Origin of the sequence: Providencia alcalifaciens DSM 30120, from assembly GCF_000173415.1 — a bacterium.
Classification (GTDB): domain Bacteria; phylum Pseudomonadota; class Gammaproteobacteria; order Enterobacterales; family Enterobacteriaceae; genus Providencia; species Providencia alcalifaciens.
The window spans coordinates 1-7,879 of the sequence record NZ_ABXW01000040.1; the positions used below are offsets into that span (position 1 = coordinate 1).

Below are 7,879 nucleotides of genomic sequence, written 5' to 3' on the forward strand. Positions count from 1 at the left end.
TCTTCATCTCATCGCTAACAAACATCAACGCTTTCTTATTGGACTCAACCGCAGCAGTAACCACATCAATATCGTTCTTTAGAGCATCGGATGCAAACTCAATTGATAAACCATGGTTTTGAACCGCCTCTAAAACAAGTTCTTTGTTATTCTTAACTCTTTCAGACGCAAATTTCAAAACTGAAAAATGTGGGCTATTTTCAATTGCCGCCAGAACAAGATCAAAATCATCCCGACAAGCATCCGATGCATATCTAAACGAGGTCCCTCGAGATTGTACCGCTAACAACACTATCTCTTTGTTATTTTTTAATCTCTCCGACGCAAACTCTAAAGCATTTCCATTATTTAGAACTGCTAACTTTACTAATTCAAAATCATCTTTTAATCCTTCCGAAGCATATTGCAATAGAGTACCATTCTTTAAAACAGCCTCCCTTACAATACTACTATTATCTTTTAATCGAGAAGAGACATGCTTGATAATCTCAGCATTTCTTTTAATCAGTGATAAAACTAATTCTTCACTGTCTCTGAATCTAAATGAGGCATATTTTAATGCATCACAATTACATGATAATGCAGTCGAAACAACATCGTCATCATCCTTTAACCGTTCAGATACGTGCATTAATGTATCAGGACCAGATTTAGCCACATTTAATACCTTATCTTTATCATCAAGCTCTGATGCTGATAAAACCTGACCATTCCCGCACAAAAAAACCGCTTCTACAGATTTAGAAAAAAAATGCTTAGGAACTTTTATCTCAGGACGATAAATTCCATTTACTAACCGATTAACCTCAGTCACACTTCTTGAGGCTAAAAGAGTTAGCCTATCTTCTTGTGGTAATTCACGTAATAGTCGGAGCAAAGATAAGCCTAAACCAACTTTAATATTCTCACCACAAAACATCGACTTTTCATTACCAATAAATCTGGACGTTAAGATTTCATAAGCTTCATCACTTAACCCCTCTAAATATTTCTCTACAGATCCGCCAGTATGATTGAGAACCTGATCTTGTAAGCTTCCCCAAGAAACTTGAGAAAATGGAGTAGTATCAAAATTTATTCGATAAAGAGTGTGCCCAAAACGACTTCCACATTTTTGTATTTTATCTCCCGGTTCCAACGAAAAAAACACAAAATCATCATTAGATAATCTATTTATATCTGTCTTTCCAGAATGACTCTCATCAAATTCCATCCCTCTTTGCTCTAATTTCTTTCTCGAAAATAACGACAGTATGCCCTTCTCATTCACAATGTTGGCGTCAGAAGCATGTGTTGCCGTAAATGGCATTTGTAATAGGTTATCTAAAAAACCAATCTCTTCCTGTGCCAACGGAGCCAACTCACGAAACAATTGCCGAATGTTTTCAGATGACAATTTCTGCATAGCTCTAAAACCAAATTCAGTTTGTCCTTCCGCTCGCTCCGCCCACATAACCCCATTTTGAAACATATGGTTATACGATGTATTGGCGATAACTTGCCGCAAACATTTTGTGACAAGGCATGCAGCTCTATTTTCATCCATGGAAACTCGAGAGCTCACCGTAGGTAAGTCCGCACAATTAAAAACACCGCTAACCTTTGCAACTACGCCATTTTTTTCCGAATTATTTGCCGAATTATCCACATGCGGATTTATCGATTCAGACCGACTAACATTCGTTGATCCTATTCCGTGAGGTTTTATGCTATACATACTTTAAATGCCCCATTTAACTAAAAATAAACAGATACATTATGCAAAAATACTTTGCATTAAATCTATTTAAAATAGCTCAACGGAATTTAAAGTAAAAGCCCATACAACGCGACTCTAGGAATTTGACAGCAACTATTCCGGTTTTTCAGGAAATAACACATCCGGTGCTGTTGACGTGTCAACACGATTTAACAAGACACGATATTTTTTCCACTCTTTTAGAGAGACTATCTCTGCATCTGTAGCTATTTCTAAATCAACAGCATCTTGTAACGAGTCAATTTTTATGGTTGCTTCATTTAATAATAAACGTAATGTATTTTCAGCTTTTGCAACTAACGTTTCTTTTGACATTTCATAAGGGAGCACTTTTCCATCAATAAAGACAAAAGACTGCTTTTCATCAAAAAAGTTTTTCGGTAATTCATGTGGACTCATTTCAGCAACAGACCCACCTAAGGGAAAGAGTGCGCTAGCATCATGGCTGTAAGAGATAATTAAGCCATCCGGATTAAAAACGATTTTTAATGTATCCCCATTGAAATTAGCTTGCACCTCATACCAATCATTTCCCTCAATATCTTCTAACACTAACGTGGATTCTGGGTATTTGGCTAATAATTTAGGATTGTGACTTCTCTGAAAGTTCTGATATATCATATTCCCCCCTATAAACCGCTGATGGTTACCCACTTCCCATTAACAAGACTCTGTAATGGGCGATACCAAGCACCTGAAATGTTATCCGCTGAATTACTTCCCGTCTCATCAACCACCAATCCAGTTAACACATTTCCTGCGGGCGCCTCCCAATTCCAACTCACTCTATTACCTGAAGGCGAATAACGCGTTTTGGCACCTAATCGAATACCCTGCACATAACGCGCATCCGATTCAAGCTTTGAATAAGACCCCACATTTCCTGCACTGATGGTAATGTCCTGGGTTCCATCAAACGCCACACCGTTAATTTTTCGTGCAGTCTGCAGTTTTGTCGCGCTACCTGCATTCCCACTAATGGTAGTGATGTGAATATCTTTCGTCCCATCAAACGCCACACCGTTAATATTTCGCGCAGTCTGTAATTTTGTCGCACTCCCTGCATTCCCACTAATGGTGGTGATATGAATATCTTTCGTCCCATCAAACGCAAGCCCATTAATATTTCGCGCAGTCTGTAATTTTGTCGCACTCCCTGCATTACCCGTGATAGTGGTAATCGTGATATTTTGAGACAATGGCTGACCATTCACCTGACGCTCAGATGGCACCGCATTATTCGCTTTATCGACCGTTGCCCTCAACCCCAAATTATCAATCGCGCGTGATTTATCCTTCACATCCTGCAAGTTCGCATCTTGTCTTAGAAATAACCCATCCCCTGTCGCAACTTGTAAGGTGATTTGTGCACTCTCTGAAACCGCCAAACGGAACTGCAACCTCACCGTCACCCCCTGACGTGGTTTTTCTATCTCGCTACAACTGCCCACCGCATACAATTCGCCCTCTGCCGTCAATAATCCCACCTCCCTGACCACAAAATCCCCCACCCCCTCAGGCAACACCAAATGCGCAATAAACTGATTCGGTTGTTCAGGGGAGACTTCAAGAGAGGAAATGGTGCCTCGATACACTTCATGCACCAACTGAGTCTGCGTTGCCGAAGGGATAACCGGACGCCCATTCCCGTCCCCTATCACAAATTGTTTGAGTAATACGGGGCGACCATTCGCCACTGAAGCGGCTTCTAAGATTTGCCCTTTTTGCGTTAATATACTGGTATGCTTTGTCAACACCTTTCCCCTCCAATCTAGATCACGACATCCACATAGGCGGTCACCGCCCCACCGACAAAGTATTGTCCTGACTGCCCCACATCTGCATTCACCCCTATCGAACGCAAGTGACTACGTAAATTCTTGGCTTTCATCACTAAGGCAGTCACACGTTGATAAAAGCCACTATCCACGCCACGTTGAAGTTGCAATTCTACTCGAAAGGTATACGGCGCAGCGCGCGGCTGCTCTTGCCACCACTCCACCACCGTCGCGGGAATATCAATGGCTTGCAATGCCCGTAGAACAGCGCCCGTTGTTCCTCGATGCCGATGGACATACGGCGCTTCTCGCAGAACTTGGCGTTTTTGTGCCTCACTCCAGTGCTCATCCCAAAAATCCACCGCCCGCTCCCACGCCAACCACGGCAATAAGTGTGCAGGGCAAGTCTCTGGATTTTTGACTTTACGCACCATGTTGGTGTCTAACTGCAAAATCGTTTCGGTCGTCGCCTGCTCTTGAGCACGCTCCGCGGCGCTCGCAGAAATAGGCAATAAAGAACGAAAAACGGTTCCCATGCTGATTAACCTCGCCGTATGACCTGTATAGACGAACAATACGGGGCAACCCCCATTTGCGGCTCAATATCCGATGCTGGACTCATTAATACCACACGAGCAACCCCGGATTGCTGCAATGATGCATAAAGGGCAGACAACGGCACCATCCCACCAATACGGTGCGCCAATGCCGTATACGATTTTAGGGTTTCAATCGCATGATTGAGCACCGTTTCTGCATCAGGTCCCTCAGGAATATCAAGCTCAGCACTGACTGAGTAGGTTTTAATCTGAGCACTTTTCACCGTCACATAATCGGTTAAGGGGCGAATTTCGTTATCACTTAAGCGTGCCTTAACCTGCTGGATTAGCGCCGATGACGCACTCCCATTACCTAATCGAGATAGCACATAAACATCCACCTCACCGGCACGACCATGCGTTTGAGGTCCATACGCGTCTGCATCTAAAATATCTTCATCCACTGATTTCGCGTGAAAACGATACGCATTTCGTGCCCCTGCCGTATTTAGCTGCGACCATGACAGCTGAATACGCTCCCTGAATGCCTCATCGGATTCCATCACAGCCTCTTTTGGGGGAATGGCATCCGGCTCCGCCGGAATTATCACCATGCGAGGCACATTAAACGCAGCCCCTAACTGGTCTAAATCTGCCCCCTTCGCGCTAGCTAGAAAAACGGCACGCACTGCATCATTGACTCGCTGAAATGCCAACATCAATTGATAAGCATTCACTTCACCTTGTTTATACGCAGGATCGGATTCCACCAACGCATCAAATGTTGGGTCTAACTGTCTCAGTCTGGCTAACCATGCCTCAAAAAGACGTGATGGATCCGGTGTCACAATCGCATCCGGTACGGGTAAGCGTGATAAATTAATCACATCATCGTATTGCGCCATGAATGACAATATCTCCTAGTGTTATTGCGGTTTGATCGGCTCGATACCGCCCCATAATCTCAATGACACACCCCGCTGCATTCTCTGGAAAAAAGACCGTAACCTGAGAAAGGCTCAATCTGGGTTCCCAACGCGATAACGCGGAAGCCGTGGCGGCGATCAACTGCAATCGCAGCGTTTCATCTCGAGGATGATCGAGCAACTCAGGTAAACGACTTCCGTAATCACGAACTAAAACTCGGCTTCCTATTGGGGTATTTAAAATATCGCTGACGGATTGACGTAAATGAGCCACACCCGACAAGCGTTTGCCTGTCTGGCTATTCACTCCATGCATGTCTAATTATCCTTTGGGTACCCCAAAATAATCGGGGTGTTTTTCATTCGATGAGGACGCAACTGAGCGTGACAATGACGGGGCATTAAGGTTGACAACCAGATTTAAGGTATAACTTAGCCCGGATTCCGAGAGCGAAAAAACTAATGACTCAACCAACCACGACCTATCTTCTCGCCCCCCAAATCCTGACGTAGTCACAGGATATTCCGCCGTCAATATCACATGCTCCGGTTGACACGGTCCGGTTAACGTCATTTTTTGGCTGTTGCGCTGCGCGTGTGTTTTTTTGGATTTTGCCTGCTGCTCTGCCGTGTCCTTTTCTGGCTGCGTATACGGATTCGTCACCGACGCCCCCTCATGCGCCACACTCACCGTTTTCGTCCGACCATCTGCCTTGTCAAAATAACGCGCGGTGATGGTTTCTTGGTGAGGCTTTTTCTCGCGCCCCATCCCCCGAGTCCCGCCGGTTGAACTCCCCCTATCACCTTCATGATAATGCCATGTCGAGACGACCGACGGTGTCAACGTGACGGGGTTCAACGCATGCCCAGAAACTGTGCTACCGGCACCTTGTGGCAAAAATAGCCAATAGCCCCCTGTGGGTTTACTGACCGCATTGTAAGTGCGAGCAAGGCGGGACAAGAGATTCGCATCAGACTCCGCGACTTGGTCAACATGACTCAGCGGGATACCTGCGAGCTTTTCTGCCACACGAGCTATTAACCCGTTTTCGGTAGCAACCGTTTTCACCAAGTCCCCCAAGCTAAGGTTATCCCAACTTCGGGTTTTCTGATTAAGTACATTACCGGATTGCTTTTGTGCATTCATTGGGGCTGCGGTCGCATAAAGATCAATACGGCGAGGAGGACCACTGCTGCTCACGCTACAGACAACAAATTCCCCCTTATCGACTAATTGCCCCAAAAAACCGATAGCGACCCGTAACCTCGCCCCCTTCGACGGTAAGGGTAACGTTTCTGAATGGAGTGAAATGGTCAGTTCATCCGATTTCGCGGTCGCCCCCCCATAATCGGTTAATGTCAGCTCCGCGGAGCAACGTTGAAGGGTCGCCGTAATGTCTTTTCCCTCGGCGGTCACTTGATACGCCGGTAAAAAGGCGTTGACTTGACTCATGTACTAATCCCATAACGAATAAGGTGCCGTGACAACCGATTGAGTGAGTTGCGGCAAAGTAATACGTATTCCCGCTGAGTAAATCGCCCCCTTATCGGCAAGCCCCGGATTGTGCTCTAACACCCCAATCACGGTCTCTGCGAGATTTTCTAAACCATAATGTGCGGCACAAATCGCATCTAACACATCCCCCTCACGGGTTTGATAAATCATCGGCATAATGTTTCAGTGTCATACTCCATGTTTTATTGCGATGACCACCACCGGGTAAAAAACGATTGGTGCTCTCCGAAAAGTCCAAAATGACCCACCACCCTAAAATATCGCCTTCCCCGCTGACTAACTGAAGGGGTTCAGTCTGTTCGGCAAGCGTATACAATCGCGCTACCGCATCAACCCCCTCCTTGCCCAAAAACGCATGAGATTGCCCTTCAAGGCGAACCGTTCGCCCTGACTTTCCGGTATATTGAAGTAAACTTTGACGACCAATACGCGCTTGCTCACTCCAATTCCATGCGCTTTCTCGGGATAATTGATGATACGCCGTGGTATCTATGGAAAACGCAAAGTCCCCCAACATCATCATCACACGCGCCGGAGATGTCTCACTCGCAGCTCTGCGTTGTCTCGCAAGCACATCGTCGCCCAATGCAATGCCTTGCCCAACGAAACTCACCACAAATCACCTCCGTCTTGCAGGGCGTTATGCCCATTAAACACGTCATTTCGCTTCGCTTTGGCTAAAATCGCCTCTGCCACCGACTCAGGGCTTTGACCAGGAGCCGCATTGACCTCAATTTGATAGGTGTACCGACGGTTATCGGTCATCGAGGTTGAAGATGACGAACCGTTACCTTGCAATAAATCCGACATTGCCGATGCCCACTCGCCGTTATCAGTCGATCGACTCGGAAATGAAAACTCGGCGGATTCGGGCGTCAGGTATTTTTCGGTTGCCTGTTTAAACATCTCATCATCGAGAAAAAAACGATTCCGTTTTGCCTCGATATAAGCTTGCAGGACATCTTTATGTAAATCAGGGTTATTCTTGAGTTGTTGATCTAGCCACTCACCTTGCCCCTTCTCTTCCGCGGCACGACGAATCACATCAAAATTGTTGGTTTGCCCCATCATCTCAAGCAAATTCCGTTGTTCTTGACGCTCATCAGGCAACAACCAGGCAAGCTTTTTGGCAACAGCATGAATGACCTTCCCCACAAAAATAACACCCTGCCCAAACCCCTTGAGAGCAGGAAAGACCGTGTCTGTCACAAACGACTTAATGTTGGTGATCCCTCCTCCACGCATCCAAGCGGCGAGATCATCCGTCATGGCGCTGATAGTCGGTGATAACTCCTCGCCTAATTGCCCCGAGATTTCCGCAATCGAAGAGGAAAACACCGTGCGAAGATCCATCAAAGCAC

The 7,879-nt window shown here is 45.8% G+C and carries 9 protein-coding genes and 1 pseudogene; all 10 read right to left on the reverse strand.

Translation table 11 applies throughout. The features are described 5' to 3' along the window. On the reverse strand, positions 1–1,717 hold a 1,717-nt coding region (locus tag PROVALCAL_RS19050), incomplete at its 3' end, for a DUF4116 domain-containing protein (protein WP_006658374.1). A 135-nt stretch (positions 1,718–1,852) separates the two neighbouring features. Then, positions 1,853–2,380, reverse strand: coding sequence for a tail fiber assembly protein (locus PROVALCAL_RS06540; RefSeq protein WP_006658375.1), 528 nt, complete (start codon positions 2,378–2,380; stop codon positions 1,853–1,855). A gap of 8 nt (positions 2,381–2,388) precedes the next feature. Beyond that, on the reverse strand, positions 2,389–3,516 hold the full coding sequence (locus PROVALCAL_RS06545; protein ID WP_006658376.1) for a phage tail protein: 1,128 nt from the start codon (positions 3,514–3,516) through the stop codon (positions 2,389–2,391). A gap of 14 nt (positions 3,517–3,530) precedes the next feature. Continuing rightward, positions 3,531–4,073: a phage tail protein I gene (locus tag PROVALCAL_RS06550; protein ID WP_006658377.1), complete on the reverse strand. Its 543-nt coding sequence runs from the start codon at positions 4,071–4,073 to the stop codon at positions 3,531–3,533. 5 nt (positions 4,074–4,078) lie between these two features. Beyond that, positions 4,079–4,981, reverse strand: coding sequence for a baseplate assembly protein (locus tag PROVALCAL_RS06555; RefSeq protein ID WP_006658378.1), 903 nt, complete (start codon positions 4,979–4,981; stop codon positions 4,079–4,081). Continuing rightward, on the reverse strand, positions 4,965–5,318 hold the full coding sequence (locus tag PROVALCAL_RS06560) for a GPW/gp25 family protein (protein WP_006658379.1): 354 nt from the start codon (positions 5,316–5,318) through the stop codon (positions 4,965–4,967). The genes PROVALCAL_RS06555 and PROVALCAL_RS06560 overlap by 17 nt, the downstream gene beginning before the upstream one ends. A gap of 6 nt (positions 5,319–5,324) precedes the next feature. Beyond that, positions 5,325–6,455 carry a contractile injection system protein, VgrG/Pvc8 family gene (locus tag PROVALCAL_RS06565; RefSeq protein ID WP_006658380.1) on the reverse strand — a complete coding sequence of 377 codons (1,131 nt, stop codon included), beginning with the start codon at positions 6,453–6,455 and terminating at the stop codon, positions 5,325–5,327. A gap of 3 nt (positions 6,456–6,458) precedes the next feature. Next, positions 6,459–6,674, reverse strand: a complete 216-nt coding sequence (locus PROVALCAL_RS06570) for a tail protein X (RefSeq protein WP_036950008.1) — start codon at positions 6,672–6,674, stop codon at positions 6,459–6,461. Then, on the reverse strand, positions 6,649–7,131 hold the full coding sequence (locus PROVALCAL_RS06575) for a phage tail protein (RefSeq protein WP_006658382.1): 483 nt from the start codon (positions 7,129–7,131) through the stop codon (positions 6,649–6,651). The genes PROVALCAL_RS06570 and PROVALCAL_RS06575 overlap by 26 nt, the downstream gene beginning before the upstream one ends. Further along, a pseudogene (locus PROVALCAL_RS19740) lies at positions 7,128–7,879 on the reverse strand (hypothetical protein); the annotation flags it as partial. The pseudogene PROVALCAL_RS19740 and the gene PROVALCAL_RS06575, both read right to left, overlap by 4 nt.

What these genes read in the sequence shown, in the direction of transcription:
- PROVALCAL_RS06540 (WP_006658375.1), bottom strand. Translation starts at nt 2,380, where the DNA reads ATGATATATCAGAACTTTCAGAGAAGTCACAATCCTAAATTATTAGCC.
- PROVALCAL_RS06550 (WP_006658377.1), bottom strand. Translation starts at nt 4,073, where the DNA reads ATGGGAACCGTTTTTCGTTCTTTATTGCCTATTTCTGCGAGCGCCGCG.
- PROVALCAL_RS06555 (WP_006658378.1), bottom strand. Translation starts at nt 4,981, where the DNA reads ATGGCGCAATACGATGATGTGATTAATTTATCACGCTTACCCGTACCG.
- PROVALCAL_RS06560 (WP_006658379.1), bottom strand. Translation starts at nt 5,318, where the DNA reads ATGCATGGAGTGAATAGCCAGACAGGCAAACGCTTGTCGGGTGTGGCT.
- PROVALCAL_RS06565 (WP_006658380.1), bottom strand. Translation starts at nt 6,455, where the DNA reads ATGAGTCAAGTCAACGCCTTTTTACCGGCGTATCAAGTGACCGCCGAG.
- PROVALCAL_RS06570 (WP_036950008.1), bottom strand. Translation starts at nt 6,674, where the DNA reads ATGCCGATGATTTATCAAACCCGTGAGGGGGATGTGTTAGATGCGATT.